Source organism: Nocardia sienata NBRC 100364 (assembly GCF_001613205.1).
Taxonomy (GTDB): domain Bacteria; phylum Actinomycetota; class Actinomycetes; order Mycobacteriales; family Mycobacteriaceae; genus Nocardia; species Nocardia sienata.
The window spans coordinates 138379-163576 of the sequence record NZ_BDBX01000004.1; the positions used below are offsets into that span (position 1 = coordinate 138379).

Below are 25198 nucleotides of genomic sequence, written 5' to 3' on the forward strand. Positions count from 1 at the left end.
GTCCGATGCTCGGTGGGGGAATGGCGCTACCAGGACTGCTGTGATGGATATCCGAACAGACGAGATCGCCGACGGTGTCTACCGCTTCTCCACCTTCGTCCCCGAGGTGGGCCCCACCGGTTTCACGTTCAATCAGTTCTTCGTCGACGCCGCGGAGCCGCTGCTGTTCCACACCGGTATGCGGGCGCTGTTCCCTTCGGTTTCGGCGGCGATCGCACGAATACGACCCGTGGCCGACCTCCGCTGGATCACTTTCGGCCATGTGGAGGCCGACGAGAGCGGGGCGATGAATCTGTTTCTGAACGCGGCGCCGTACGCCCAGGTGGCCCACGGCGCCGTGGGCTGCCAGGTCTCGCTGGACGATCTGGCCGATCGGCTACCGCGGCGCCTGGCCGACGGCGAGATCATCGATCTCGGTGACCGCCGGATCCAGCACTTCGATACACCGCACGCGCCGCACAATTGGGAGGCGCGGGTGCTCTACGAGGAGTCGACCGGTGTCTTGTTCTGCGGTGATCTGATGACCCAGCTCGGCAACGGACCGGCGCTCACCGGCACCGATCTGGTGGGGCCGGCCGAGGTGGCCGAGGACGTTTTTCACGCCACATCGCTGGGTCCGGCCGTACCCGCGACACTGCGCCGGCTGGCCGGGTTGCGGCCGACCACACTGGCGGTGATGCACGGTTCCAGCTTCACCGGTGACGGATCTGCCGCCCTGCGCGACCTCGCGACGGTCTACGAGAGCCGGCTGGCGAGCTGACGGCACGTAAGGTTCGACCCGGTGCCACCGACCCGGGTGAGCCGATGCGAGAGGAACTGGATGAGCGCGAACACCCCGTCGGACCGCATACGGAGCCGCTGGGAGGAACTCACCGCGGCCGACCCCGCGCATTCCGAGTGGTATGTGCAGCGGTTCCGGACGCTGGTGGCGGAAGGTCACGACATATTCGGCGAGGCGCGGTTGATCGACGCGATGCTGGGCCGGCGCGGCCGCGTACTCGATGCGGGTTGCGGACCCGGCCGCCTGGGTGGCCATCTGCACAATGCCGGCCACACGGTGATCGGTGTCGATGTCGATCCGGTACTGATCGCCGCCGCCGAGGCCGACTACCCCGGCCCCACGTGGCTGGTCGGCGATCTCGCCGAACTGGATCTGCCTGCCCGGGGTGTCACCGCCGATTTCGATGTGATCGTCTGCGCGGGCAATGTGATGACATTCCTCGCACCGTCTACCCGGCCCGCGGTGCTGGCCGGTTTCGCCCGGCATCTGGCACCCCAGGGCCGCGTCGTCACCGGTTTCGGCGCCGGGCGCGGCTACGATTTCGCGGAATTCCGCACAGACGCCGCCGCGCAGGGTCTCACCGCCGATCTGTTGCTGTCGACCTGGGATCTGCGGCCGTTCACCGACTCCTCGGAATTCCTGGTCGCGGTGTTCTCCCGCGCGGACTGAGCTCCGGTAGGACCGGCGTCCTACAGCAGGGCGCCCCCCTTCGTCATCACGCAGTCATCCCGACCGCAAGAACAGCTCTTGTGTCGCACGGGCCGGGGTTCTACGGTGGGTGGCACAATGTCATGGATCTGTGCCAATGATCCGTGGCACAAGCGCCACGGAGGTGCGCGGTGACCACGGAATCCGACGCGGGAATCCGCGAGGGCCTGCCGATGCCGGTCCATGAGATCTCCGACCCGCGACTGCGGCTGGGGCCCGATTCGCTGGTGTGGAAGTTCCACGGAGACATCCGCAATCTGCTCGGCTTCCAGCGGCTCGCGGGTACCGAGAACTGCATCGAACAACTCGCGCAGGGCGTCGAGGACCATTCCGTGATCTTCAGCGATTTCCTCGGCCGCGCCCGGCGCAGCGCCCCGCCCATTATGCAGACCGTCTACAGCGAGGACCCGCACGACTGGGGCCGCCGGGTGCGGGACTTCCACGGGTCCATCAAGGGCACCATCAGCGACGGTTCGCGCTATCACGCGCTCAACCCGGAGCTGTTCTACTGGGCCCACGCCACATTCGTCGACCAGGTCCTCTATATCACCGATACCTTCATCCGGCGGCTGTCCTACGAGGAGAAGACCCAGATCTTCGAGGAGAGCAAGCTCTGGTATCAGCTCTACGGGGTGAGCGCACGTAATCAACCCCAGACCTACGAAGAGTTCCAGCAGTATTGGGCGCGGATGCTGGGCCAGTTCGTCCGCACCCGCACCATCTGGTATGCGACCGGTTATCTCCGCACAGGGATTCCGGGTCCCGGATGGCTACCCCGGCCGTTGTGGCGGATAATCGCCGCACCGGTCGATGCCGCGCTGCGGACGGTCCTGATCGGAACCCTGCCCCAGGAGATGCGCGAGGTGTGCGATCTTGCCTGGAACGACTTGGCGGAGAGACGGTTCCAGCGTTTCGCGGCCCTCGTACGGGCGGCGAATCCACTGTTCAACCGCCTGCCGGTCCGGGTGCTGTACACACCCTGGGCGGCGCGGGCATGGGAACGCACCGGAGTCGATCCACGCCGGATCCACAACGGAAAGCCGAGACGGTGAACCCGGGACACGAGTCCGGTACGCGTCGACCGGCCGCCGGTTCTCGCGGCGGAGTCCGATGACCCCCGAAACCGCCACCGAGTGCCGGACCGATCCACAGGTCCAGCGAATCCTGGCCGCGGCCCGATCGGAGTTCGAGCAGTACGGCGTCCGGCGTTCCACCATGGACGATATCGCCGTGCGCGCCGGTATCAGCCGCCGGACGCTCTACCGGCGGTTCCCCACCAAGGATGCGCTGTTCGAGCTCCTCGTCCTCCGTGAAACCGATACGCTGCTCGAGCAATTGGCCCGCGCGGCCGCGGGCCGCGAACCCGGCGAGGCGGTGACCGAATGTTTCACCCTCTTCTTCGAACTCCTGGAACGATCGCCGCTGGCCCGGCGCATCGTGACCAGCGAACCGGAACTGCTCCTGGGTCCCGCCGGGCGGCCACGGGGTCTGCCCATCGCGGAGGCGGGCGACCGGGTCGCGGGGACGCTGCGCCGCAGCGGTGTGACGATGCCGGAGACGGACCTGCGGGCGGTCTCCGAACTGCTGGTCCGGCTCACGTTGTCGCTGCTGCTGAACCCCGAAGGACAGCTCGATATTTCGAATCCGGACGCGGTACGTGAGTACTCCCGCCGCTATCTCGCGCGGCTCGTGTGGTGAGCCGGATACAGCACCGCGGGACCGTGCCGAAACCCGGCCCTCGCATGGTCGCACCGTCCGGGACCGCTCCTTCGATACCGATCCGAGTACTGATACAAATACCGGCGGCCGTAGCGCACTCTATGACCGTAGAGCGGGCCACGGCCCGGCGATCGAAAGGTTGGATTCCAATGGATAGCAACTCCTTTCAGAAGTTGTTCGACCTGAGTGGACGGACCGCGATCGTCACCGGAGGCACCCGGGGTATCGGGCTCGCCATCGCCGAGGGATTCGCCTGCGCAGGCGCGCGGCTCGTGGTGGCCAGCCGTAAACCGCAGGCGTGCGAGCAGGCGGCGGCCCGGCTGCGGGAGCTCGGCGCGGAAGCGATCGGTGTACCGACCCATCTGGGTGAGTTGGAAGCACTGCGCGCGCTGGTGCAGACCGCCGCCGACACCTTCGGTGGTATCGATATCGTCGTCAACAACGCGGCAAACGCCCTCGCCCAACCGCTGGCGACCATGGAACCCGGGGCGGTCGAGAAATCCTTCGGCGTCAATGTGCAGGGACCGCTGTTCCTGGTTCAGGCGGCCCTGCCGTATCTGCGGGCCAGCGAACACGCCGCGGTATTGAATCTCGGCTCGGTGGCGGCCCTGCAGTTCGCGCCCGCCCTGTCGATGTACGCCGCGGGCAAGGCGGCCCTGCTGTCGTTCACCCGTTCCATGGCCGCAGAATTCGCCGCCGACGGCATCCGGGTGAACGCCATGGCTCCCGGTGCGGTCGACACCGATATGGTCCGCAAGAATCCACCGGAATTCGTGGCGGCCATGGCCGGAGCCACGCTGCTGGGCCGGATCGCCGACCCCGACGAGATGGTCGGCACCGCTCTGCTGTTGTGTTCGGACGCCGGCAGTTTCGTCACCGGCCAGACCTTCCTCGTCGATGGCGGTACCGTCGCCCGCTGAAAACCCATCCGAAGGAGTTCCCGTGTCCGCACTGTCCACCGAATACCTGTCCTCCGGGGTCGTCGTGCTGACGATCGACCGCCCGCGCCGGCGCAATGCGCCGGCGACGATCTCTTCATGACCAACGAGGAGTGCTGGCACGTCGGGGCCGGCAATGCCCATCTGGGGCAGGATCATCCGTGCAGCCCGGCCGGCGGCCATGTGATCACTCTCGACGGCAACCCCGGTGCCATCGAGATGCGTAACGAAATGGACGACGAGGCCTATAGCGGAGATTGGTCCGCTGTTACCGATATCTCGGTCGCCGCAATGCTGGGCGTGGTTCCCGAGTTGCGTGCCGCACCTCCCGGTGTGGTCGCGCCGGACCTGCGTCCTCACTACCTTCTGGAGTCGTCATGAGTTCACCCACGCTCGCGGTCGCGGTGCTCGGCGCGGGCCCCTTCGCCGACCGGATCGCCGACCGGATCCGTGCGCGAGCACACCTCAGGGTATCCGCGCGGATCGAAACCCTGCAGTCCCCGCCGGAGGGCACGGCGTGCGTCGTCTACGTGCCGACGTTCGCCGAGATAGCGGCGGACACACCGGGCAGCGTGCTACCGGAGCTCCTGAGCGACGGCTACGACGTGATATCCACAGCACCGCTGGACTGCTACATTCCGCCGCCCGAACTGCTGGATGCCTGCCGCACCGGACAGTCCACCTTCCACGCCACCGGGGCATTCCAGGCCACCATTCCCGCCCGGCTCATCCGGTCGCTGACCGAGGTGACCCGAGGGATCCGGCGGGTGGAACTCGTCGAGGAGCTCGATTTTCCCGAGGCCGGGGTGTACCCGTGGGGCGACCGGCACGATATCGGTATCGGGGCCACCGGGTCCGAGGCCGCCGTCGCCGGCGCCGCCGCGGTCGACGGCTACTACACGGCGGGACTGCGCGTTCTCGACGACGCCGTGTTCCACAGCGCCGCCGGCGCGGCCGATACCCCGAACAGCACCGTGGAGGTGGTCACCGACGGTTCCGGGACCGTCCAGAAGGTGATCGTCGACCGTGGGCTGGGGCCGGGGCTGAGTTATCGCTCCATCTGGGCCACCACCACCGAGGATCGGGCGCCGCTGCGCTATCAGCTGGTCACCACTACCGATACTGCGCGGGGCACCGCCAACGTCCGCTTCCGCTTCACCGACGGGCTTCATCCGGCCGACCATCTGACCTGTGTGAACGTCATCGAGGCGCTGCGCCCGGTGCACGAGCACGCTCCCGGGATAGCCCATCGGGATCTCTCGATCACCCGCCTGATGCCGGAGGCGCGGCTCACCACCTGACCCGGGCGGTCCGCGCAGGTCTCGAAATCGTCTATTCCGGTGGCCGGGCCGGGGTCGCGGGAATCGCAGATGCGATCCTGGAACAGCAGCACAGTGATCACCCGGTTCGCGCGGCCGGTTACTCCCCGGCCGGCCCGGACCGCCGCAGTAGAGCACCTCTCGACGTTTCAGTGCACATCGAACTCTCTGAACTCCGGCCTGCCCGGTGGCAGGCGGTGAAAGGTGAGCAACATGAAGCTGACAGTCATCGGCGGTACCGGTCGGATCGGCTCGCAGGTCGTTCGGAAGCTACGGGCGGCCGGCCACGACGCCGTACCCGCCGCGCCGTCCACCGGCGTGGACCTGATCAGCGGCGAGGGTCTGGACCAGGCGGTGGCGGGCGCCGACGTGGTGGTCGGGCTGGCCAACTCCCCGACCTTCGACGACGCCACCCCGGATTTCTTCCGCACCGCGATGGACAACCTGCTCGGCGCCGGCGACCGTGCCGGGGTGAAACACCAGGTCGTGCTGTCGATCGTCGGCGTGGACCGGGTACCGCAGCTGGACTACTACCGGGCCAAGACACTGCAGGAGGAGTTGCTCCGGAAAGGCCCCACACCGTATTCGATCGTGCGGGCCACCCAGTTCTTCGAGTTCATGGACGCGGTGATGTCCTGGTCCGCCGATGACAGCGTCGTCCGGCTGCCGGAGACCCGGCTACAGCCCATGGCGGCCGCGGATGTCGTCGACGCGGTGGTGGGCGTCGCGCTGGGCTCCCCGCTGCAGGGTATCCGCAATGTCGCCGGACCCGATGTGCTCCCGCTCGACGAGATCGGCCGGATGACCCTGCTCGCGCGGCACGACGACCGTATCGTCGTCACCGACGAGACGGCCGGTATGTTCGCCGCGATCACCGGCGACGAACTGCTCGCCGGACCGGACGCACACCTGGCTCCCACGCACTACCGGGACTGGCTTCGGGCACACCGCTGACCTCGACAACGCTTCCAGCCGGCATCTTCGCTGCTTCCTGAAGCGGCCTTCAGGCCGCTTCAGCGTGGCTTCAGCACCTCCCTGCCACAGTGGCCGCCGATGACCGACAACGGCGAAAGGGAGAACAGATCATGAACCCGACAGTGCGCATCGACGGCTATCCCTACCGGGTGGTGGGAAAAACTCGTCTGACGACGGCCTCGCGGGCGTGCTACGGCAAGTACCGGTTCGTCCTGCGGCGGTTGACGGACGGATCGCTGTGGACGGTGTTCGACTCCCGGGTCACGTCCGCGTCGGAACTGATGAAATGCGAGGGCACGCCGCAGCGGTGACGACTGTGCCCGAGACCGTAGAAGCCGGGATCCGGCCGCCGTGTCCGGCGGCCGGATCCGGCGGGAACGTTTCATCGACTACGGAATCGACGCCGAGAAGTTATGGATCAGTTATATAGTAGTTATCGACTGTGGAAAATGACGTAGTCGCGCGAGCCCGAAATCCGAACCGTATCCTTTCCAAAGAAGGCGTTTCGCTCGGATCCGCAGTGGGCATCTGCCAACAATGTGGCGACATCGGACTTTCGATGCCCGGTCCCCACTTCGCCGCGGATCCGGCCCAGGAATGCGTCCGCAAGATAGGCAATGCAATATTGCGGAATCAAAACAGCGCAGAACTCGAATGTGATTGATACCACAGCATTTTCGGCAAATGATCAGCACACCATCCCGACGAGCGTCGTACTGTTCAGCCCTACACAGAAACTCCGGGCTTCCCCGGCGGAACGTTGGATGGACATGCTTCACCTCGAACACTTCGCGTTCGGCTGGCTGACGCCCGCCCTCGCGTACTTCCTCTCGGCCATCGGATGCGCCATCGGATTGCAGTGCACCAGGCAGGCCCGCCACGGACGGCGCCGGTTGCTCTGGCTCGTGCTCGCCGCGATCACCATCGGCGGGACCGGTATCTGGGTCATGCATTTCGTTGCGATGCTGGGCTTTTCCATAGACGGCGCACAGATACGCTTCGATGTCCCACTCACCTTGCTGAGCGCGGCGATCTCGATCGGCGTGGTCGCCATCGGCCTGTATCTGGTGACCACACCGGGCTCGGGTCTCCCGGCGCTGCTCACCGGGGGTGCCGTCACCGGCCTCGGCATCGCGGCCATGCACTACACCGGCATGGCCGCGATGCGCACGGACGCGCATATCGAATACGACCCCGCCCGTATAGCGCTGTCACTGGTCATCGCCACGGTCGTGGCCACCGCGACGCTCTGGTTCGGCATGCGGTCGTGGGGAATACCGTCCACCCTGGGCGCGGCGCTGATCCTGGCCGCGGCGGTGGCGACGATGCACTACACCGGTATGTCCGCGATGCACGCGCACGAGATCCCCGGTGCCGCGGCGCCCGAAGGTGCCGAGCCACTGCAGATTCTGGGGCCGCTGCTCGGCGTGATCAGTGTGGTCACCGTCGTACTGCTCATCGGCGTGAGCATGGCGCTGACCAATCCCCATGGACCCGCGGCCCAGGCTGCGGCGGACCCCCGGCCGAGCGAGCGGCGGCCGGCACGCTGAGCGAGCCGATCCCGCAAGGTTGCGGTTTCGGCCCGGGAAATGGCCGCGGCGGTGCGGCTGATCCATGTGGATCACTCGCACCGCCGCGGCCGTCGGATGGAGTCGTGAACGACGTCAGTAATAGTGCCGCCGGCCACCGATGGGCCGGCCCACCGACCCGGCGATGGCCAGGACCGCGCCGACCACGAGCAGAACGAGGCCGATGGTGGTGAGCACGCCGATACCGAGCAGGTAACCGACGATGAGCAGAACAAGTCCGAGAACGATCATGACGCTGACTTTCTGATTCGATATTCGATATCCGGGCGGGGGACAGGGGTCACTCGGCGGTCGCCGCGCTCTTTCCCGGCTTGCGCAGAAGTTTGCTCATCGACCAGGCCGGAGCCGCCGCGGCGGCGGGCGCGGGCTTCGTCGCCGGTTCCTTGGTCTTGGCGAGATCCCGCTGGGCGGCCGCGACCTCCTTGCGCGACTGCCGCAGTTCACGGCGGGTCTCCAGCCCCCGGCGGGTGGATCGCCACGCACCGGCGGAGACGAGACCCACTCCTAGTCCGCCGACCACACCGACGATGATGCCGATGAGGAACAGTTCACCGGTGGTACCGGCGAAGTGGTAATCGAAGACCGAGAAGTCGCTGGTCAGCCGATTGACATCACTGGTATTGGCCGCGACGCCGGCGACACCGGCGGCAACCGCCGCGACGGCGATCACGAGCCCGAGAACAATGATCATGGCAATTCCCAAGGGTCGAGGAACACTATGCTCCCGCTATTCCCGGCGACGAGGATGTCAAACAAGGGAAGGCCATGGCCGCCAGTCCGATTCACCGGCGGGATGGACCCGGGGACTCGGACGGCCGGAACTCAGGCGAACAGGTCGCGGACGAACGGCACCGAGTCGGGTAGCGAATCGTTCACGGCGCCATTGTGATCGGTGGGGTACACCTTCAGCGTCACCGGCTGCCGGTTCGCTCCGAGAACCGCCGCGAATCGCAGCGTCTCCGGGGTGATCACATCGGTGTCGAACAGCCCTTGCCCGAGGAAGAGCGGTTTGTCGTAGCCGGATTCCGGCAGGCCGAGATAGCGGGTGAGCAGCCCGCGCAGATCCGGGATATCGGCCAGCGGCCGGGTGAACAGGTCTCCGATCACCACACCGTGGGCCACCAGTTCGTCACCGAACGGGGACAGGCATTCGGTACGCGCGCGTTCCAGCCAGTACCGGCCGGAGTCGGTGAGGAAGGATTCGATACCCAGCTCGGGGTAGGTGGTGCGCAGGCCGTTGAGCAGGTAGAGCGCATACCCCGTGGTGTGCGCGCCCAGTTTCACCGGCGGTACACCCGGACCCATGAGAGCGAGGACGTTCTCGATATAGGCGGGGACGCCGGTGGCCACCGCGCCGCGGTAATCCAGTTCGGGGCCGCCGAATTCGGTGGCGTAGCGGGCGGTGGTGACCGCGGCTCCCCCGCCCTGCGACTGCCCGACCACGACCCATTTGTTCGACAGCGTGGAGTAGTGCCCTGACGCGGCCCGTACCGCGTCGACGACATTGTGTGCCTCCACTGAGCCGTTCAGATACGGATGCTCGCCGGGTGTGCCCAGCCCGGCGTAGTCGGCGGCGACGATGGCATAACCCTGCTCGAGCCATCTACCCAGGTATGCCCAGTCCCGGGCCACCGCCCCCGGACCGGCCACGCTGTAGGCGCAGGAATCGCCGAGCCCGACCGTGCCGTGCGCCCAGGCGATCACCGGCCAACCGCCGACCGGGGGCGCGCCGGGCGGGAAGTACACGGCGGCACCGGCCACGGTCGGCGCTCCGCCGACAGTGGTCGTCGTGTAGAGCATGCGCTGGGAACCCACCGAGCCGGGCAGCACGGCCGGGGCGGCCGCCGGTTCGACGGATTCGACGACGCCGGTGCTCGGTGCCGCTACCGCGTGCCCGCCGGGCAGCCCGGCGATCGCCGCCGCCAGCAGCGCGGTGACCGCGGCCGTACCGAATTTCCGCATGCTCTTCCTTTCGCCGGATCACCCACCGGTGCCGTGCCGCCTCGGGCGGTACCCGGCCAGTCTTCCACCTGGACGGACGACCAGTCACGTCGCCATGCCGTCCGGCTCCTCATCGGCCTGCTCTCGGCCGTTCTCGTACTGGGAGCCGCCCGGTCGGGCTTTCGGATGGCCGGCCGGAGCGGCAGCGCCGCGACCCCCGGCCGCCGACCCCGACCCGCCCGGCAACTGAGGGAACCGCCGGGCGGCTCGGCGGTCAGGCGCCGATGGCCCGCGCCAGATGCGGCCACGAATCGTGCAGGTCGTATTCGAACTGACCCCAGGTATGCGCGCCGGCCGGTCGGTCGATGTGCACCGCGCCGATGCCGAGTTGCCCCAGGCGGCCGGCGAAGGCCGAGGTGCAGGCGGCGGCAATGGCTTCGACCGGCGGGAAGCCCCAGCCCCGATCGATCTCGCCGGGCATACCCGACGCGGCGGACAGGTAGACGGTCTTTCCGGCCAGCCGGGAGGCGTGCGCGAACGCGTCGTGGGCCTGCCAGCCCGCGGACCCCGGCGGACCCCACATCTTGCCCGGGTCGGCGCCGCCCCGCACCACCTGCGCGCTGACCATCGCGATCCCCGCGGCGTCGGCAGACCACGGGCATCCGCTGTAGGACGCGACCGCCGCATAGCGGTCCGGCGCCTGGATGGCGAGGTCCACGGCCGATCCGCCACTCATCGATACCCCGGCGATCGCATTGCGTCCGGTGGTGCCGAACCGGGCGTCCACGACCGACGGCAGCTCCTGAGTGAGGTAGGTCTGCCAGCGGGCGCGGCCGACCACCGGATCGTCGGTGTGCCAGTCGGTGTACATCGAGTACGCACCGCCGATCGGCATCACCACGTTCACGTTCTTGTCCCCGAAGAACTGCCGGACATCGGTATCGTCCCACCAGGAGATACCGTCGGCACCCCCACCGATTCCGGTCAGCAGGTACACCGTGGGCGCCGGTCCCCCACCCGGCGCGGGGATGACCCGATTGGTCACCACGGTGTCCATGGCGGGTGAGTACACCTCGAGCAGGATCGCGCGACCGTCGATCGGTTTCTCCGCGTCGACCCGCGGCCCCGGGGCGGCGACGGCGGGTTGGACAGTGAACAGGGACGCCGCGACAGCCAGTACCGCGGCCGGCATCGTGAGCAAGAATTTGTACCGCACCCCTGCGGTGTACCCATTCGCGCGCCGGATCGCCGCCGGACTTCTACGGTTCATCCGTTGTGCGCCAGTAGGTCTCGCAGTCGATTGCGAGAAGCCGCTGCTCGGTCCGGGTACCTGCGGAACCGCGCGGTACGAGTACGCCCGACCGCGCGGCCGGGATGCTCAGGTACTGCGACCCCCACCGCCATCGGGCCCGGTCCGGCCGCGCGGAGCGGTTGTCGGCGGGTCTGCGCACGGCCCGGCCGGGCCACCCGGTAGAAAGAAGACAGGGCACACGCCGGGCGCGGCCGGTCTCCACGATCATCGCGGCCCGGTGGAACCCGCCGAAATGTTGGAACAGTCGAACGAAAGAGCTGGTTCATGGCTTCCTCCGCAGCGCGTGCACAGATCGGGGTCACCGGCCTGGCGGTGATGGGCAGCAATATCGCCCGCAACTTCGCCAAGCACGGCTACACCGTGGCACTGCACAATCGCAGCGTCGCCAAAACCGACGCGCTGCTCGCTGCGCACGGCGACGACGGTGATTTCGTCCGCACCGAGACCATCGCCGAGTTCGTCGCCGCGCTGGAGAAGCCGCGCCGAGTGCTCATCATGGTGAAGGCCGGCGACGCCACCGACGCGGTGATCGAAGAACTCGCGGACGCCATGGAAACCGGCGATATCATCATCGACGGCGGCAATGCCCTCTACACCGACACCATCCGGCGCGAGGCCGCGCTGCGGGCCCGCGGCCTCAATTTCGTCGGCGCCGGGATCTCCGGCGGCGAGGAGGGGGCGCTCAACGGACCGTCGATCATGCCGGGCGGGCCCGCGGAATCCTATGAATCGCTGGGACCGCTGCTGGAATCCATCGCCGCCCAGGTGGACGGCACCCCGTGCTGCACCCACATCGGCCCGGACGGGTCCGGCCATTTCGTGAAGATGGTGCACAACGGTATCGAATACGCCGATATGCAGCTCATCGGTGAGGCGTATCACCTGTTCCGGGCCGCACTGGACCTGGATCCGAAGCAGATCGCCGATATCTTCACCCAGTGGAACTCCGGCGATCTGGAGAGCTACCTGGTGGAGATCACCGCCGAGGTGCTGAGCCAGGTCGATGCGAAAACCGGCAAGCCGCTGGTCGATGTGATCGTGGACGCGGCCGAGCAGAAGGGCACCGGGCGCTGGACCGTGAAATCCGCCCTCGATCTGGGTGTTCCGGTGACCGGTATCGCCGAGGCCGTATTCGCCCGGGCGCTGTCGGGGTCGCGGGGGCAGCGCGCGGCGGCCGTGGGGCTCGCCGCCGGCGAACTCGCCGCCAAGCCCACCGATATCGCGCAGTTCACCGAGGACATCCGGCAGGCCCTGTACGCGTCCAAGGTCGTGGCCTACGCCCAGGGCTTCGATCAGATCGCCGCCGGCAGCGCCGAATACGGCTGGGATCTCACCCCCGGCGATCTGGCCACCATCTGGCGTGGCGGCTGCATCATCCGGGCCCGGTTCTTGAACCGCATCAAAGAGGCCTACGAAACCGATCCGACGCTGCCGAGCCTGATCCTCGCACCGTACTTCCGGAACGCGATCGAGACGGCGATCGACAGTTGGCGGCGGGTGGTCTCGACCGCCACGCTGCTGGGTATCCCGGTACCGGCGTTCGCCTCCTCGCTGTCCTACTACGACGCGCTGCGCGCCGAACGGCTGCCCGCCGCGCTCACCCAGGCCCAGCGCGATTTCTTCGGCGCGCACACCTACGAGCGGGTCGACGCCGAGGGCAAGTTCCACACGCTGTGGAGCGAGGACCGTTCCGAGGTCTCGGCGGGCTGAACACCCGGTCGCCGGGCGGGGCGGTCCGCCCGGCGACACACTTCCTCTTGACTCCGGGTCATCCGACCAGTTGCAATGAGATGTGAGCTACGACACGATCATCAAGGGTGGCCGCTGGTTCGACGGCACCGGCGCGGCCTCCGCGATTCGCCATCTCGGACTGCGCGGCGACCGGGTCGTGGCCGTCTCCGCGGAACCGCTCGACGAGACCGACTGTCCGGATGTGGTGGACGCCGCGGGCAAATGGGTTCTGCCGGGAATGATCGATATCCACACCCACTACGACATCGAGGTCCTGAAGTCCCCTGCGCTGTCGGAATCGGTCCGGCACGGCATCACCACGGTGCTGCTGGGCTCGTGCTCACTGTCCACTGTGCATATCGACCCCACCGGCGCGGGCGATATCTTCGGTCGCGTGGAGGCCATTCCGCGCCGTCATGTGATCGATACGCTCGACGAGACCAAGACCTGGACCTCCGCCCGCGAATACGTGGCCGCCCTCGAGCAGCTGCCGCTGGGCCCGAATATCGCTGCCATGCTGGGTCACTCGGATATCCGGACCGCCCGCCTCGGCCTGGACCGCGCCACCCGCAAGAAGGTTCGCCCTACGCGCGCAGAGCTGGCGGATATGGAAGCGGCGCTGCACGAGGCACTCGACGCCGGATTCCTCGGGATGTCGGCGCAGCAGCTGCTGTTCGACAAGGTCGACGGCGAGACCTGCCGGTCGCGCACGCTGCCGTCCACCTATGCGCGCGCGAAGGAGCGCCGCCGCCTCAATGCGATCCTGCGCCGGCGCGGCCGGGTCCTGCAGGGTGGACCCGATATCACGTCACCGCGCAGTCTCGGGGCGATGATCTTCAGCAGCCTGGGTATCGGGCGCCGCAAGCTCAAGACCAGCCTGCTGTCCGCCGCCGATATCAAGGCCAACCCTCTCGCCGTTGTCCTCATCGGCGCACTGGCGCGGCTGGTGAACGCGCTCGGTGCGGATTTCCGCTGGCAGCATCTGCCCGTGCCATTCGAGGTGTACGCCGACGGTATCGATCTGGTGATCTTCGAGGAGTTCGGGTCCGGCGCGGCGGCCCTGCACCTGGCCGACCGGGTGGAGCGCGACGCGCTGCTCGCCGACGAGGCCTACCGCCGCCGCTTCCGCAAGGACTACGACGCGAAGTTCGGGCTCCGGGTCTGGCACCGCGATTTCTTCGACGCCGAGATCGTGAGCTGCCCGGACGAGGAGGTCGTGGGTAAGACCTTCGGGCAGGTCGGCGTGGACCGGGGCGGGCTGCATCCGGTGGACGCCTTCCTGGACCTGGTCATCGAACACGGCACCAAACTGCGCTGGCGCACCACCATTTCCAACCATCGCCCCGAGATTCTGGACCGCTTCGCCGCCCACCCCGGGATCCAGCTCGGGTTCTCCGACGCGGGCGCCCACCTGCGCAACATGGCCTTCTACAATTTCGGGCTCCGCTTCCTGCGCCGGATGTACCGGGCCGAACAGGCGGGCACTCCGGTGATCCCGCTCGAACGTGCGGTGCACCGGCTCACCGGCGAGCTCGCCGACTGGTACGACATCGATGCGGGCCACCTGCGTGAGGGCGACCGCGCGGATCTGGTGGTCATCGATCCGACGGGCCTCGACGATTCGCTCGACGCCTACGCCGAGAGCCCGGTGGCCCAGTACGGCGGACTGGAGCGGATGGTCAACCGCAACGATGCCGCCGTCTCGGCGGTGTACATCGGCGGGCGATACGTGTTCGGTGACGGCACCGCCGATCCGGCTCTGGGCGGCGCTCGCACCGGACGCTTCCTGCGGGCCGGGAAGCGCTGAAATAGTTCCGGGCGGACCGTCCGCCCTTCGCGGTCGCTCGCGGTCGCTCGACCCGGGGGCAGCCACCGGAGTAGGTCACCGCGACCCGGGTGTCGGCGACGTTCAGCGCCGATCGGCGGGTACCGCGAAGGATTCGAGGCCGTAACTGCGGCAGGCGGCCACGAGTTTCTCGTACCGGAAGCGGTTGTAGGCCAGAGGTTGCATGAGCAACCGGTCCGGCAGTACCCGCCAGGCCAACTGCAGCAGCCGCACGTAGAGCGCGAACTCCGCATCGTGGCGTGGTTTGAGCTCGAAGCCGGTGAGCTGCTGCACTGCCGGGTGCATGGCCTTGGACGAGCACACCTGGATCACATGCCCGGCCACCGGCCGCAGCACCAGCCACATCGGGGTCAGCGCCCGCCGGGCCGGCGGCGGTAGTCCGAGAGTGGGCAGCGGCAGTTTCGTCAGGTCGGCGAACTTCTGTACCAGGAACGGATTCTCGGCCAGTTCCTGGGATGCCATCTGGTCGTAGTAGGCCCGTGCCTCGGCGAGATCGGCGGGTAGTTTCCCGGCGGCGCTGGGCAGTTCGAGATCGGCGAAGGCGGCGCGCAGCTGCTGGTAGGCCGCCTCCTCCTCTTCCGGCCGCAGCTCGGTGCCGGTGCAGTGGGTGAAGGTGTTGAGAACGACGAAGATGCCGCTCACCGCGATCCATTTCCAGGTGAACGGGTTCAGCGCGCTGTATGCGACCTCACCGAATGCCGCATTACCGACGCCGCGGACGTCACGGTGGCGCAGGTTGAGCCATTCGGCTTCGGCGCGGCGGTCGTCGGAATCGCCCCACAGTGCGATCATCGCCGAGACACCGCTGCGGACACCGCGATCGGCGAAGTTCTCCTCGAACCGGCCGGTCCGGTCCACCGCGGCGGCCACCGGGACCAGCGCTACCTGGTCGAAGGCGGCACCGGCGAAGGCGCCGGCCAGGACGCTGCCCGAATGTTTGCGGAATTCACGCAGGACCTCGGGCCGGACTCGGGGGTCGGTCGACTCTTCGGCGGTGCGCTCCGTTGCGTGGGTCGCCATCTCGTCACCTCGGGGCGGGGAGAAGAACAGAAATGATAGATCGGACGCCTTAAGTCTATCATTCGGACGGCGTGGAAACCACGCTCCGGCGCGCGGATCCGGTGCCCACGCCGGGTGCGGCGGCAAGGCGGTAGGCTGATCCGAATGGAAACGACCGCTGCGCAGTGGACCGAACTGCAGCAGTTGGACACCAGATCCCGCACGATCGTCGACGCCGCGCGCGAATGTTTCGCCGAGCACGGGTTCGAGGAGACGACCATGGTGCGGATCGCCGAGGTCGCGGGCGTCGGCGTGGCGACCGTCTACCGTCGTTTCGGGACGAAATCCGCGATCGTGCGGTACGCGCTCATGGCCGAATCGCAGCGTCTGGCAATGATCGTCGCCGACGCGATGCACCGGTCCGCGGGCCCGGTCGGCGCGCTGGCCGATATGTTCGCCGCGTTCGTCGGCGAGGCCACCGCGCCCATACTCCTGACCCGCAGCCTGCGCGTTTCCGGCGCGGCCGGCCAGCTCACCGAATTCCTCACCGACGACGATGTCATCCAGCAGGGACGCGGGCTGGTGGCGCAGTTCCTGATCTACTGGCAGGAGCGCGGTGAGCTCGGCAGTTTCGACCCGGAGGTGGTGGCCGAATTGTTCGTCCGGCTCACCGTCTCGTTCATCTCCAATCCGCGCGGGGTGCTGCCGCTCGGGGATACCGACGCGGCCCGGGCCTTCGCCCGCCGCTACCTCGCACCGCTGATGTATCCCCATCCCGGCGGCAACTGAGGCCTTCGGGGCGAGGCGGGTCTGTGTCGGTACCGGCCGGTGGGGCTCAGCCGCCGGGCACGATCGTGATCGGCTCGCGCGGGGTCTCCTGCCGCGGGCGCACCTTGTACGCGGCCGATTTCAGCTCCCGCTGCTTCATCTTCTGGATCTGCTGATGATGTTTGCGGGCGTGGTAGGCGATCGGGAAATAGGTCAGCCGGTCCGGGAGCACCCGGTAGGCGAACCGGATCACCGCATAGGCGCGTTCCAGTGCCCGCTGGTCCGCATCGGTCCATTCGGCGCCGATCATCGTGCGCAGGCGGGGGTCGAGCAGCCCGACGATGGACAGGTAGTTGAACCGGATCATCGGATAGCCGAGCAGCCGCGCGATGCGGCCGGCGGGAAAACCCATGGCCCGGAACTGGTCCAGATCACCGGTCCGCAATTGACGGTACTGTTCGCGCACCTCGTCGTCGGCGGAGAGGACCTCGGTCACGATGTGCTCGTAGTACTCGTCGAACTCGGCGCGGGTCTGCGGATAGCCTTTCATCGGCACCTGCAGGATGCGGGCGATCCGGATGTTGTCGCGCAGCAACTCCTCGAGTTCGTCGTCGGTGAACTCCCGGCCCATCAGCAGCGGCCCGGCTTTCGCGGTGGTCACGTAGGCGGTGGCGATCACCCACTGGTAGGCACCCGGATGCAGGGCGCCGATCTGTTTGCCCTCGCTGCCCTTCATACGCAGCGGAGCGTGCAGCGACCGGAGCCGCCGGCCGTCCTGGACGGCCTCGACGCCGCGGCCACGAAACGCGCTTGATACCGGCGCACCGGCCGAGGCAACACGGGCCTGGGACATGGCGACTCCTAGCGCGGGCGGCCCCGCGTCATCGAGGAGGACCGCAACGGCGAACCGGAATCCACAGTGATAGTGGATCAAGCATTAGACTATCAATTGTTCTGTCGAACCGACGCAGATCAGCGAGATCCGATCGATGGAACGGAGTCGGCGACCCGGTAGCGGTCGGCCTATCAATCCGCAGCCGCGGCAATACGGATCAGGCGGGCGTGACCGACACCGGTACACCGTTGAACACGGCGTTACCGGAAGGAACATCCAGCACCGAATCATCGGTCAGCACATTGGCGTTGACACCGGCGTGCTGCCGCGCCACCTGCTGCGAACTGGTCGCATGCCCCCAGCCGTGCGGCAGGCTCACCACTCCCGGCATGATCGAATCGGTGGCCTCGATCGGCACCGTGACCGAACCGGCCGCGGATTTCACCAGCGCCTGCTCTCCCAGTCCGAGCCGGGCGATATCGTCGGGATGAATCTGCAGGGTGCAGCGGTTCGTCCCGCCCACCAGCCGGGGCGCGTTGTGCATCCAGCTGTTGTTGGAACGCAGATGGCGGCGCCCGATCAGCACCATCTCCGCCGGCGCTGCCGCAGACCGGGCCCGCAGGCGGTCGAGATCGGCCAGTAGTGCCGCCGGCGCCAGCTCCACCGTCCCCGAGGCGGTCCGCAGCACCTCGGCCAGGCGCGACCGCAGCGGGCCGAGGTCGAGACCGTGCGGGTTGTCCAGCAGGGTGGACAGACTCAGGTCCCCACCGTTCCACTCGCCGTAGGGTCCCAGCCGCAACATCAGGTCCAGACGCTGCTCGGTACTGGTACTGCCGGTGAGCTCGTGCCGTCGCTGTTCGAGACCGGCCTGCCGCAGCGTGGTGCCGATCACCAGGTCGTCGAACGCGGTCAGCGGATCGTATCCCGCGGCCGGGTTGTGCGGTTGGCCGCTCACCGCCGCCGCCAGCCGGACATAGACCGCGGCCTCCGACGGCCGGTCCCCCAGCGGCACCAGCGGCGGTGAGTACCGGGCGTAGTTGCGGACCGCGAACTGTAGCAGCGCGAAATCGTAGTGCGGGGACTGCACCGGACGCGGCGGCGGCAGGATCACATCGGCGTGCCGGGTGGTCTCGTTGAGATAGCAGTCCAGGCTCACCATGAAGTCGAGCGCGGCGAACGCGGCATCCAGCCGGGCGCCGCTGGGCGCCGACAGCACCGGGTTACCGGCCGCGGTGATCAGCGCCCGTACCTGCCCGTCACCGGGTGTGGTGATCTCGTCGATCAGGGTGGCCACCGGCAGTTCGCCCATCGACTCGGGCAGCTCGCGGACGCGGCTGCGCCAGCGGCCCGGGCGGAAGGGCTTGGTGCGCACGATTCCGCGGACCGCCGCCGTCGCGAACATGGCACCGCCGGGAGTGTCGAGGTTGCCGGTGAGCACGTTGATCACGTCGACCAGCCACTGGGTCACCGTGCCGAATTCGGCGGTACAGGTACCGATCCGGGCGTAGACCACCGAGGTCGGAGCGGACGCGAGCTCACGCGCGAGCCGGCGCACGGTCTCGGCGGGCACCCCGGTGCGCGCGGCGACGGTCTCCGGATCGAATTCCGCGGCCGCGCAACGCACCTCGTCCAAGCCCGTGACCTCGATACCGACATCGGTCAGCCCCTCGGCGAAGAGGGTGTGCACGATCCCGAACAGCAGATAGGCGTCGGTGCCCGGCCGCACGAAGAGGTGTTCGTCGGCACGGGCGGCCGTGCGGGTACGGCGCGGATCCACCACGACCAGGCGGCCACCCCGCGCCCGCAGCGCCTGCAACCGGCCCGGGAAGTCCGGCGCGGTGCACAGTGAACCGTTCGACTCCAGGGGGTTGGCGCCCAGCATCAACACGTAATCGGAGCGGTCCAGATCCGGGACCGGGACGGCAAGCGGATCCCCGAACATCAGGCCGCAGGCCACCTGCTTGGGCATCTGGTCGGCGGTGCTGGCGGAGAACACATTCTTCGTCCCCAGCGCTCGGATCAGCGTCGGCGCGTACAGGGTTCCGGCGACGGTATGCGCATTGGGATTGCCCAGGTACAGCGCGATCGCCTGAGCGCCGTGCTCGGCCCGGATCGCCGGGATACGCGCGGCGATCAGGTCGAATGCCTCCGCCCAGCCCACCGTCCGCCACGAACCGGTGGCACGGTCCCGGACCATGGGTTCGGTGAGACGATCGGGATCGCCGTCGAGCTGCCCGAAACTCGCCCCCTTGGGGCACAGAAAGCCCTTGCTGAACGGATCCAGCTTGTCACCCCGCGCACCGATCACCCGATCCCGCGAATCGACGGTGAGCTCCAGGCCGCAGGCTGCCTCGCACAGCGGGCAGGTGCGCAGGAGGTTCCGGACGGTGGTATCGGGTGCGGCGGGATTCGGTGCGGCCATGCCACCATCATCACTCTTTGAGACACCGGACAGAAGGTGTATTGAGAGAATTCGGATAGATCTATCGCACGCGCAGCCCGGGTCACCAGAGCCCTGGGCCCGCCGAACCGGAGGCGCCGGCGAGGGACACGACGGTACCTTTCGCCGCCGATTCGCGGGCCGCCTCGAGGACCCGCAGGCCCGCCAGGGCTTCGGCGGGGTCCACCGGTACCGGCGCACCGTCCAGGACGGCGGCGGCCGTGGCCGCGTAGAAGGCGGGATAATCGCCGGGCAGCGTGGGGTACGGTGCCGGGTCGGCGGCACCCAGCACACCGAAGTCCGCTTCGTCGGCCTCTCCCCACGGTGTCCCGTCGTCCGGGCGGTGTCCGGCGCGCAGGGCCGCCTCCTGGGGGTCCAGTCCGTGCACTTCATAGCCTGCGCGGTCCCCGAGGACCCGGAAGCGGGGGCCCAGCAGCGGGGCCACCGCGCTCGCCCACAAGTGGGAGTGCACGCCGCCGGTATGGGTCAGGGCGAGGAACATATCGTCGTCGGTGCTGACCCCGGGGCGACGCCGGGCCAGTTCGCAATAGACGCTCGCGACCGGACCGAACAGGGTGAGCGCCTGGTCGACCAGGTGACTGCCCAGGTCGTACAGGATCCCGGCGGCATCGCCCGGGCCGCCCAGCTCACGCCAGCCGCCCTTGGGCACCGGACGCCAGCGCTCGAACCGCGATTCGAAGCGGCGCACCGGGCCCAGCGCGTCCTCGGCCACCAACCGGCGCACCGTCCGGAAATCGCCGTCCCAGCGCCGGTTCTGGAAAACGGTCAGCACTCCCCCGACGTCCCGGGCGTAGCGCAGCAGATCCGCGGCTTCCGCGGCGGTCACCGCGAAGGGTTTGTCGACCACCACCGCCGCCCCGGCCGCGAGCGCCTGCCGGGCCAGTTCGGCATGCACACGGTTGGGTGCGGCGACCACGACCAGATCGATCCCGGACATATCGGCGAAAAGACTGTCGGTATCGGGCAGTACGCGCACCCCGGGATGTTCCTGTCGCGCCTGCTCCGCCCGCTGCGCCGAGCCGGTCACCACCGCGGCCAGCCGGAGCCGTGGTTCGGCGGCGACGAGCGGGGCGTGGAACACCGCCCCGGCCAACCCGTACCCGATGATGGCGACTCCGAGACTGCTCATACCCGCCGACGTTACCCGGCGGGCGCGTTCACCCCGCGGAGGTCAGGAACGACAAGCGCACCTCACGATCCGGATTGTCGATATTGATATCGACCAGCGCGATGGACTGCCAGGTGCCCAGTGCCGGTTCGCCGTCCAGGACCGGCACGGTCGCGTACGGGGCGATGAGCGCCGGCATCACGTGGGAGCGGCCGTGTCCGGGCGATCCGTGCGCGTGCCGCCACCGGTCGTCGGCCGGGAGCAGGTCGCGCAGCGCGGCCAGCAGATCGTCGTCACTGTGGGCGCCCAGTTCCAGGATCGCGATCCCGGCGGTGGCGTGCGGTACGAAGATGTGCAGGAGCCCGTCGCCGCCGGCGTCGTTCACGAACGCCCGGCACTGCGGGGTGATGTCATGGACCACTTCGCTGCGGCCGGTGTGCACCGCGATGACTGTGCTGCGCATATCCGGGCAGCCTACGCGGGCCCGGCCGGGCCGGTCGCGGGACGCGCGCCACGGATCCGGTACCGCTGCGCGAGTCCGGACAGGACCGCTGAGCATCCGGCGTCCAGCCGCCGGTCGGCGAGGCCGTCGCTGCGGGTGGCGCCGCGATTCACGATCACCACCGTGCCGCCGTTGCGGGCGACCCGGTGCACGAAACGACGGCCCGACAGCACGGTCAGGCTGGATCCGGCCACCACGATCACCTCCGCCGCGTCCACCAGTTCGTAGGCGGCCGCGACCCGTTCGGGCGGCACACTCTCCCCGAAGTAGACGATATCGGGCTTCCACATCCCGCCGCACCGCGCACAATCCACCATGCGGAAACCGCTGGTGTCCTCGACCACGGCGTCGGCGTCGGGAGCCACTTCGAGTCCGGTCACCGAAGCGGTCGCGAAACCCGGATTGGCCTGTTCCAGCTGCTCGGCCAGCGCCATCCGGGACACACGCGCTCCGCAGCCCAGGCAGCGCACCTGGGCATAGCTGCCGTGCAGGTCGATCACCCGGCGGCTGCCCGCCTTGGTGTGCAGCAGATCGACGTTCTGGGTGATCACGCCGGTAACCGTGCCCCGGCGCTCCAATTCGGCCAGAGCCCGGTGGCCCGCATTGGGACGGGCGGCGTCCATATACCGCCAGCCCACATGATTACGCGCCCAATAGCGCTGCCGGAACACCGGATCGCCGACGAACTGCTGGTAGGTCATCGGAGTTCGCGGTGGGGCGTCGGGTCCGCGGTAGTCGGGGATACCGCTGTCGGTGGAGATCCCCGCACCGGTGAGCACGACCGTGGGCCGGTCGCCGATCAGCTCGACGAGATCGTCGAGGGCATCGGACCAGGAGTCCGGGTGCGGCGGGGTGAGCAGCGCCGTTTCGGGCATACCCCGAGCGTACGTGCCGGTCCGGCCCCGCCCACCCGGGGCCGGAATTGATCGGCTAGGTCTGGACGCCGGCGAGTTTGCCGGCCTCCGCGTCGAGACCGAGCATGGCCAGCAGATTGCGGCAGTCGGCGACATCGGTGGAGTGGCCGGCCACGATCCGGGCCGCGACGGCGCTGCGGCGGGCGACCTCGGCGCGTTCGGCATTGCGGATTTCGGCGAATTCGGCCAGATCGGCCTCGGGAAAATCGTGTTCGACAACGGTGGGACGGCTGGATGTGCCAGGCATGGGTCTCCTTCGAGTTGTCCGAAGCCTACGCCGAGGGCCGGTGACACACAGCACAACCGCAAACTAGAGTCGGCCGCTGGAGCATTCCCGCCCGAACCGCGTCACCCGTGCCGATCAGGACACCGGCCGGTCGCACGGCCGCACTGCCGGAGCTCGGGACCCAGAAGAGTTGTGCGGCATCGACTACCGGAAACGACATGCCGAACGATTGCGGGGATCGATAGCAGATGATCGGGTAATGTGCCCTACGTCATAGCGCGACCACAGGGGCGACGTCGCGCCGATTCCATGTCACAGGTGCGCCGATGTCATTTTTTACGGCCCTTGTTTTTTACGACACAACTCCTCTAAATTCACCTCCTGCACGTTCATCAATCCGGAATGCTCGTGTTCCGCTGTTGCGGGGGCGGGATTCCACCCCAGCGAGGAGGTTCACCGGTGGAGATCGACCACTTCAGCCATGGCTGGCTCACCCCCGTGGTCGCGTACGTCATGTCGTTCACCGGATCGTTGCTCGCGCTACGGTGCATGAGCCGCGTTCGCAGCCGATCACCGTTCGACGGCTGGCTCATCGCGGCATCGGTCGCCCTCGGTGGCACGGGCATCTGGGTTATGCATTTCATCGCCATGCTGGGTTTCCGGATCGACGGCGCAGCCATCAGATACGACGTACCCGTCACGCTGGTCAGCGCCGTGATCGCCATGGTCGTGGTCTGGCTGGGACTGTGCCTGGCCCAGCAGCGGCGGCTGGGCGGACAGAGCCTGCTGGTCGGCGGCGTGGTCACCGGGATCGGGGTGGGTGCGATGCACTACGCCGGTATGTATGCCATGAAGACCGATGTCGAAATCGGCTACGAGTGGTCGACCGTGGCGTTGTCCATGGTGATCGCGGTGATCGCCGCGACCGCCGCGCTCTGGTTCACCCTCAATGTGCGCGGCGCGCTGGCCACCGTGGGCGCCGCCCTGGTGATGGGCGTCGCCGTGGCCGGTATGCACTACACCGGTATGTACGCCATGCACCTGGGCGAACAACACCATATGACGCCCTCCGGCGCCGGCGCGGCCCAACTGCTGACCCCGCTGATCGTCGGTGTCAGCCTGCTGACCGTGGGCATGCTGTTCCACCTCGGCCTGACCGAGGTGAGCGGCAGCGCGGCCCTCACCCGCCGCCCCGCCACCGACAACTACTGGCCCACCCGCGACTGACCGGGGCCGTCCACGCCGCGACGCATTTCGCGCCACACCGACCGAAATGCGTCACTGTGACACGACCCGCGCCGGATCCGCTGCCGTGCCCCCGATAGGGTCATGGGGTGCGGCAGCGGATCATCCTGGATGTGGACACCGGCGTGGACGATTCCCTCGCCCTGCTCTATCTGCTCGCCAGCCCGGAGGCCGAGATCATGGGGATCGCCTCCACCGCCGGGAATGTGCCCGCGGCCCAGGTCGCGATCAACAATCTGGCATGGCTCGAGCTGGCCCGGGCCCCGGAGATCGAGGTGACCCTCGGGGCGGCCGAACCGCTCGAGATTCCCTTGCGCACCACCGAGGACACCCATGGACCGCACGGCGTCGGCTACGCCGAACTCCCCGCCCCCACACGGCGCATCTCCGAACGCAGCGCGGCGCAGATGTGGGTGGATCTGGCACGCCGCCATCCCGGGGAGCTCATCGGGCTGTGCACCGGGCCGCTCACCAATCTCGCCCTGGCTCTGCGCGAGGAACCCGAGCTGCCCCGGTTGCTGCGCCGGCTCGTGATCATGGGCGGGGCATTCGACCACCCCGGCAACACCACACCTACCAACGAGTGGAACATCCACGTCGACCCCGAGGCCGCGAAAATCGTCTTCGACGCCTTCTCCGCCGCCCCGCCGGACCGCCGTCCGCTGATCTGCCCCCTCGATATCACCGAAACCATCGAGATGCGGCCCGCCCATCTGGTCAGGCTGGCCGAGCAGGCCGGCAGCCACCCGATCGAGACGGTATCGCCCACCGATCCGCCCGCGGCACGTTCGGCGGCGAGCAACCCGATCATCCGGTACCTGACCGACGCGGTCCGCTTCTACTTCGATTTCCACCACGGGTACGACCTCGGCTATCTGGCCCATATGCACGACCCGTTCGCTGCCGCGGTGGCCCTGGACCCGGCGCTGGCGCGCACCCGGCCCGCCACCGTGGACGTCGAGCTCACGGGCACGCTCACGCGGGGCGCGACCATCGCAGACCGGGCCGGGATGTGGGGGCGGCCACCCAACGCCGATATTGTCGTCGGCACCGACCCCGTGCGCTTCTTCGACCGCATGATCGCCAGGATCGGCGATCACGCACGCACCTTGTATCCAGGCCGTCCGGTCGGCGAGCCCGTAGGCCGGCGGCGATGACATTCCGGCCGCCCGCTGCCCGATCCGATCGAGAGGTACGAACGTGAACTCTTCCGGAGCACACGAGGTTCCGGCCGACGAGGCGTATCTGGCGGAGTTCCGACAGCGGCTGGGACTGCCGGGA

26 protein-coding genes are annotated in these 25198 nt (G+C 68.2%); 15 read left to right on the plus strand and 11 right to left on the minus strand.

The genetic code is table 11. The annotated features are described in order from the left end of the window. The first annotated feature begins 43 nt into the window (after window positions 1-43). From NS4_RS03630 to NS4_RS03675, 10 genes are all read left to right on the plus strand, one after another. Window positions 44-760, plus strand: a complete 717-nt coding sequence (locus NS4_RS03630) for an oxygen-binding di-iron domain-containing protein (RefSeq protein ID WP_063058381.1) — start codon at window positions 44-46, stop codon at window positions 758-760. 60 nt (window positions 761-820) lie between these two features. Beyond that, the gene (locus NS4_RS03635; protein ID WP_063058034.1) at window positions 821-1450 is read left to right on the plus strand and encodes a class I SAM-dependent methyltransferase; all 630 of its coding nucleotides are present in this window, start codon (window positions 821-823) and stop codon (window positions 1448-1450) included. Between the two features lie 212 nt (window positions 1451-1662). Beyond that, window positions 1663-2541 carry an oxygenase MpaB family protein gene (locus tag NS4_RS03640; RefSeq protein WP_063058382.1) on the plus strand — a complete coding sequence of 293 codons (879 nt, stop codon included), beginning with the start codon at window positions 1663-1665 and terminating at the stop codon, window positions 2539-2541. A 58-nt stretch (window positions 2542-2599) separates the two neighbouring features. Beyond that, the gene (locus NS4_RS03645) at window positions 2600-3187 is read left to right on the plus strand and encodes a TetR/AcrR family transcriptional regulator (protein WP_063058035.1); all 588 of its coding nucleotides are present in this window, start codon (window positions 2600-2602) and stop codon (window positions 3185-3187) included. A gap of 170 nt (window positions 3188-3357) precedes the next feature. Beyond that, entirely contained in the window at window positions 3358-4128 is a 771-nt protein-coding gene (locus tag NS4_RS03650; RefSeq protein WP_063058036.1) for an SDR family NAD(P)-dependent oxidoreductase, read from the plus strand. 117 nt (window positions 4129-4245) lie between these two features. Continuing rightward, the gene (locus tag NS4_RS03655; RefSeq protein WP_063058037.1) at window positions 4246-4527 is read left to right on the plus strand and encodes a hypothetical protein; all 282 of its coding nucleotides are present in this window, start codon (window positions 4246-4248) and stop codon (window positions 4525-4527) included. Next, window positions 4524-5447: a hypothetical protein gene (locus NS4_RS03660; RefSeq protein WP_063058038.1), complete on the plus strand. Its 924-nt coding sequence runs from the start codon at window positions 4524-4526 to the stop codon at window positions 5445-5447. Before NS4_RS03655 ends, NS4_RS03660 begins: the two co-directional genes overlap by 4 nt. Window positions 5448-5678: 231 nt before the next feature. Then, window positions 5679-6419, plus strand: a complete 741-nt coding sequence (locus NS4_RS03665) for an SDR family oxidoreductase (RefSeq protein WP_063058039.1) — start codon at window positions 5679-5681, stop codon at window positions 6417-6419. Between the two features lie 131 nt (window positions 6420-6550). Beyond that, the gene (locus tag NS4_RS03670; protein ID WP_063058040.1) at window positions 6551-6751 is read left to right on the plus strand and encodes a hypothetical protein; all 201 of its coding nucleotides are present in this window, start codon (window positions 6551-6553) and stop codon (window positions 6749-6751) included. 453 nt (window positions 6752-7204) lie between these two features. Continuing rightward, entirely contained in the window at window positions 7205-7990 is a 786-nt protein-coding gene (locus tag NS4_RS03675; RefSeq protein ID WP_063058041.1) for an MHYT domain-containing protein, read from the plus strand. 114 nt (window positions 7991-8104) lie between these two features. Here NS4_RS03675 and NS4_RS32580 read toward each other — a convergent pair whose 3' ends face one another. From NS4_RS32580 to NS4_RS03690, 4 genes are all read right to left on the minus strand, one after another. Then, window positions 8105-8260 carry a DUF6131 family protein gene (locus NS4_RS32580; protein ID WP_169811721.1) on the minus strand — a complete coding sequence of 52 codons (156 nt, stop codon included), beginning with the start codon at window positions 8258-8260 and terminating at the stop codon, window positions 8105-8107. 49 nt (window positions 8261-8309) lie between these two features. Further along, a complete protein-coding gene (locus NS4_RS03680; protein WP_063058042.1) occupies window positions 8310-8720 on the minus strand; it encodes a hypothetical protein in 411 nt (136 codons plus the stop codon). A gap of 131 nt (window positions 8721-8851) precedes the next feature. Then, window positions 8852-9991: a lipase family protein gene (locus tag NS4_RS03685; protein WP_063058043.1), complete on the minus strand. Its 1140-nt coding sequence runs from the start codon at window positions 9989-9991 to the stop codon at window positions 8852-8854. A gap of 253 nt (window positions 9992-10244) precedes the next feature. Beyond that, window positions 10245-11162: an alpha/beta hydrolase gene (locus NS4_RS03690; protein ID WP_084486831.1), complete on the minus strand. Its 918-nt coding sequence runs from the start codon at window positions 11160-11162 to the stop codon at window positions 10245-10247. Window positions 11163-11546: 384 nt separating this feature from the next. Between NS4_RS03690 and gnd the strand changes: the two genes are divergently transcribed. After that, the gene (gene gnd, locus NS4_RS03700) at window positions 11547-12992 is read left to right on the plus strand and encodes an NADP-dependent phosphogluconate dehydrogenase (RefSeq protein WP_063058046.1); all 1446 of its coding nucleotides are present in this window, start codon (window positions 11547-11549) and stop codon (window positions 12990-12992) included. 82 nt (window positions 12993-13074) lie between these two features. Beyond that, the gene (locus NS4_RS03705) at window positions 13075-14820 is read left to right on the plus strand and encodes an N-acyl-D-amino-acid deacylase family protein (RefSeq protein ID WP_063058047.1); all 1746 of its coding nucleotides are present in this window, start codon (window positions 13075-13077) and stop codon (window positions 14818-14820) included. Between the two features lie 102 nt (window positions 14821-14922). Here the strand turns inward: NS4_RS03705 and NS4_RS03710 are convergent, their stop codons facing one another. Then, entirely contained in the window at window positions 14923-15879 is a 957-nt protein-coding gene (locus NS4_RS03710; protein ID WP_063058048.1) for an oxygenase MpaB family protein, read from the minus strand. Window positions 15880-16023: 144 nt separating this feature from the next. On the opposite strand from NS4_RS03710, the gene NS4_RS03715 reads away from it, so the two are divergent. Further along, a complete protein-coding gene (locus NS4_RS03715; RefSeq protein ID WP_063058049.1) occupies window positions 16024-16647 on the plus strand; it encodes a TetR/AcrR family transcriptional regulator in 624 nt (207 codons plus the stop codon). 46 nt (window positions 16648-16693) lie between these two features. Here the strand turns inward: NS4_RS03715 and NS4_RS03720 are convergent, their stop codons facing one another. The 6 genes from NS4_RS03720 to NS4_RS03745 form a co-directional block, all read right to left on the minus strand. Then, entirely contained in the window at window positions 16694-17479 is a 786-nt protein-coding gene (locus tag NS4_RS03720; protein ID WP_084486651.1) for an oxygenase MpaB family protein, read from the minus strand. Window positions 17480-17678: 199 nt separating this feature from the next. Beyond that, window positions 17679-19883 (minus strand): molybdopterin oxidoreductase family protein, encoded by a 2205-nt coding sequence (locus NS4_RS03725; RefSeq protein ID WP_063058050.1) that lies wholly within the window; start codon window positions 19881-19883, stop codon window positions 17679-17681. Between the two features lie 82 nt (window positions 19884-19965). Next, window positions 19966-21051: a Gfo/Idh/MocA family protein gene (locus tag NS4_RS03730; protein ID WP_063058051.1), complete on the minus strand. Its 1086-nt coding sequence runs from the start codon at window positions 21049-21051 to the stop codon at window positions 19966-19968. A gap of 28 nt (window positions 21052-21079) precedes the next feature. Further along, window positions 21080-21493, minus strand: a complete 414-nt coding sequence (locus tag NS4_RS03735; RefSeq protein ID WP_063058052.1) for a secondary thiamine-phosphate synthase enzyme YjbQ — start codon at window positions 21491-21493, stop codon at window positions 21080-21082. An 11-nt stretch (window positions 21494-21504) separates the two neighbouring features. Continuing rightward, window positions 21505-22407 carry a Sir2 family NAD-dependent protein deacetylase gene (locus NS4_RS03740; RefSeq protein WP_063058053.1) on the minus strand — a complete coding sequence of 301 codons (903 nt, stop codon included), beginning with the start codon at window positions 22405-22407 and terminating at the stop codon, window positions 21505-21507. A gap of 55 nt (window positions 22408-22462) precedes the next feature. Continuing rightward, entirely contained in the window at window positions 22463-22693 is a 231-nt protein-coding gene (locus NS4_RS03745) for a hypothetical protein (protein ID WP_063058054.1), read from the minus strand. A 438-nt stretch (window positions 22694-23131) separates the two neighbouring features. On the opposite strand from NS4_RS03745, the gene NS4_RS03750 reads away from it, so the two are divergent. Both NS4_RS03750 and NS4_RS03755 read left to right on the plus strand, forming a co-directional pair. Continuing rightward, entirely contained in the window at window positions 23132-23899 is a 768-nt protein-coding gene (locus tag NS4_RS03750; protein WP_245665046.1) for an MHYT domain-containing protein, read from the plus strand. A 107-nt stretch (window positions 23900-24006) separates the two neighbouring features. Next, a complete protein-coding gene (locus NS4_RS03755; RefSeq protein WP_063058055.1) occupies window positions 24007-25074 on the plus strand; it encodes a nucleoside hydrolase in 1068 nt (355 codons plus the stop codon). Window positions 25075-25198 lie beyond the last annotated feature (124 nt).

Bases quoted from the DNA above. Each gene is read 5' to 3' on its own strand.
- NS4_RS03630 (WP_063058381.1), top strand. From the start codon at position 44: ATGGATATCCGAACAGACGAGATCGCCGACGGTGTCTACCGCTTCTCC.
- NS4_RS03635 (WP_063058034.1), top strand. From the start codon at position 821: ATGAGCGCGAACACCCCGTCGGACCGCATACGGAGCCGCTGGGAGGAA.
- NS4_RS03640 (WP_063058382.1), top strand. From the start codon at position 1,663: ATGCCGGTCCATGAGATCTCCGACCCGCGACTGCGGCTGGGGCCCGAT.
- NS4_RS03645 (WP_063058035.1), top strand. From the start codon at position 2,600: ATGACCCCCGAAACCGCCACCGAGTGCCGGACCGATCCACAGGTCCAG.
- NS4_RS03650 (WP_063058036.1), top strand. From the start codon at position 3,358: ATGGATAGCAACTCCTTTCAGAAGTTGTTCGACCTGAGTGGACGGACC.
- NS4_RS03655 (WP_063058037.1), top strand. From the start codon at position 4,246: ATGACCAACGAGGAGTGCTGGCACGTCGGGGCCGGCAATGCCCATCTG.
- NS4_RS03660 (WP_063058038.1), top strand. From the start codon at position 4,524: ATGAGTTCACCCACGCTCGCGGTCGCGGTGCTCGGCGCGGGCCCCTTC.
- NS4_RS03665 (WP_063058039.1), top strand. From the start codon at position 5,679: ATGAAGCTGACAGTCATCGGCGGTACCGGTCGGATCGGCTCGCAGGTC.
- NS4_RS03670 (WP_063058040.1), top strand. From the start codon at position 6,551: ATGAACCCGACAGTGCGCATCGACGGCTATCCCTACCGGGTGGTGGGA.
- NS4_RS03675 (WP_063058041.1), top strand. From the start codon at position 7,205: ATGGACATGCTTCACCTCGAACACTTCGCGTTCGGCTGGCTGACGCCC.
- NS4_RS32580 (WP_169811721.1), bottom strand. From the start codon at position 8,260: ATGATCGTTCTCGGACTTGTTCTGCTCATCGTCGGTTACCTGCTCGGT.
- NS4_RS03680 (WP_063058042.1), bottom strand. From the start codon at position 8,720: ATGATCATTGTTCTCGGGCTCGTGATCGCCGTCGCGGCGGTTGCCGCC.
- NS4_RS03685 (WP_063058043.1), bottom strand. From the start codon at position 9,991: ATGCGGAAATTCGGTACGGCCGCGGTCACCGCGCTGCTGGCGGCGGCG.
- NS4_RS03690 (WP_084486831.1), bottom strand. From the start codon at position 11,162: ATGCCGGCCGCGGTACTGGCTGTCGCGGCGTCCCTGTTCACTGTCCAA.
- gnd (WP_063058046.1), top strand. From the start codon at position 11,547: ATGGCTTCCTCCGCAGCGCGTGCACAGATCGGGGTCACCGGCCTGGCG.
- NS4_RS03710 (WP_063058048.1), bottom strand. From the start codon at position 15,879: ATGGCGACCCACGCAACGGAGCGCACCGCCGAAGAGTCGACCGACCCC.
- NS4_RS03715 (WP_063058049.1), top strand. From the start codon at position 16,024: ATGGAAACGACCGCTGCGCAGTGGACCGAACTGCAGCAGTTGGACACC.
- NS4_RS03720 (WP_084486651.1), bottom strand. From the start codon at position 17,479: ATGTCCCAGGCCCGTGTTGCCTCGGCCGGTGCGCCGGTATCAAGCGCG.
- NS4_RS03725 (WP_063058050.1), bottom strand. From the start codon at position 19,883: ATGGCCGCACCGAATCCCGCCGCACCCGATACCACCGTCCGGAACCTC.
- NS4_RS03730 (WP_063058051.1), bottom strand. From the start codon at position 21,051: ATGAGCAGTCTCGGAGTCGCCATCATCGGGTACGGGTTGGCCGGGGCG.
- NS4_RS03735 (WP_063058052.1), bottom strand. From the start codon at position 21,493: ATGCGCAGCACAGTCATCGCGGTGCACACCGGCCGCAGCGAAGTGGTC.
- NS4_RS03740 (WP_063058053.1), bottom strand. From the start codon at position 22,407: ATGCCCGAAACGGCGCTGCTCACCCCGCCGCACCCGGACTCCTGGTCC.
- NS4_RS03745 (WP_063058054.1), bottom strand. From the start codon at position 22,693: ATGCCTGGCACATCCAGCCGTCCCACCGTTGTCGAACACGATTTTCCC.